1 protein-coding gene is annotated in these 1360 nt (G+C 57.6%); it reads right to left on the bottom strand.

Annotated features, from left to right (window positions below; all coding sequences use genetic code 11):
- Nucleotides 1-45: 45 nt before the first annotated feature.
- Nucleotides 46-1360: biosynthetic-type acetolactate synthase large subunit (gene ilvB / locus ACIOWA_RS28030; protein WP_401162937.1), on the bottom strand; the 1315-nt coding region annotated here is incomplete at its 5' end.

Genomic DNA, 1360 nt, shown 5'->3' on the forward strand with positions numbered 1-1360 from the left:
CACCGGGTTCGTTTTCCAGAAGCAAGGAAATAATGTGCCGCATGATTAGGTACGCTCCGTCTTGCTCAGCCACATATCGCGCATGGAGCCGTCTTTGATCTGCATCGGGTAGACGTGCTCACTGGTGTCGACCGAAATATCGATGATCACCAGGCGATCTTTCATGGCGAACGCTTCTTCCATCTTCGACTTCAAATCTTTCGAATCGGTAATGCGCACGCCAACGTGACCATAAGCTTCAGCCAATTTGACGAAGTCAGGCAGCGATTCCATGTAGGAGTGCGAGTGACGGCTGCCGTAGCTCATGTCCTGCCACTGACGAACCATCCCCAGAACACCGTTGTTCAGAATGACGATCTTCACCGGCAAGCCATATTGCAGACAGGTCGACAGTTCCTGGATGTTCATCTGGATGCTGCCTTCGCCCGTCACGCAGGCAACGTCCTCATCCGGGAAGCTCAACTTGATACCCATGGCCGCCGGAAAACCGAAGCCCATGGTGCCCAGGCCACCGGAGTTGATCCAGCGGTTCGGCTTGTTGAACGTGTAGTACTGCGCAGCGAACATCTGGTGCTGACCCACGTCGGAGGTGATAAAGGCATCGCCCTTGGTCACTTCGCACAGGGTTTGGATCACGGTCTGTGGCTTGATCTTGCTGCCGTCGCCCTTGTCGTAAGGGAACAGGCCGCGATCACCGCGCCATTCATCAACCTGCTTCCACCAACTGGCCACGGACTCCTTGTTCGGGGTCTCGCCGATGTCCTTGAGAATCGCGACCATTTCGGTCAGGACGCTCTCTACCGGCCCCACAATCGGCACGTCGGCCTTGATGGTCTTGGAAATCGAAGCCGGGTCGATATCGATGTGAATGATCTTGGCATTCGGGCAGAACTTCGCCGCGCCGTTGATCACGCGATCGTCGAACCGCGCGCCGACAGCCAGGATCACGTCAGCATGGTGCATCGCCAGGTTAGCGGTGTAGCTGCCGTGCATGCCGAGCATGCCGATGAACTGACGATCGGTGCCAGGGAACCCGCCCAGGCCCATCAGTGTGTTGGTCACTGGCAGGTTGAGCATTTTTGCCAGTTCAGTCAGCGGTGCGGAACCGTTGCCCAGAATCACGCCGCCGCCGGAGTACAGCACTGGACGCTTGGCCGCCAGGAGCATTTCTGCTGCCTTGCGGATTTGCCCGGAGTGACCGCGAACGGCCGGACTGTAGGAGCGCAGCTTGGCTTTCTTGGGGAAGACGTATTCGAACTTCTCGGCCGGGTTGGTCATGTCTTTCGGGATATCGACCACGACCGGGCCCGGACGACCGGATTGTGCCAGGTAGAAGGCTTTCTTCATGACTTCCGGGATT

The organism is Pseudomonas sp. NPDC087614 (genome assembly GCF_044743485.1).
Taxonomy (GTDB): Bacteria; Pseudomonadota; Gammaproteobacteria; order Pseudomonadales; family Pseudomonadaceae; genus Aquipseudomonas; species Aquipseudomonas baetica_A.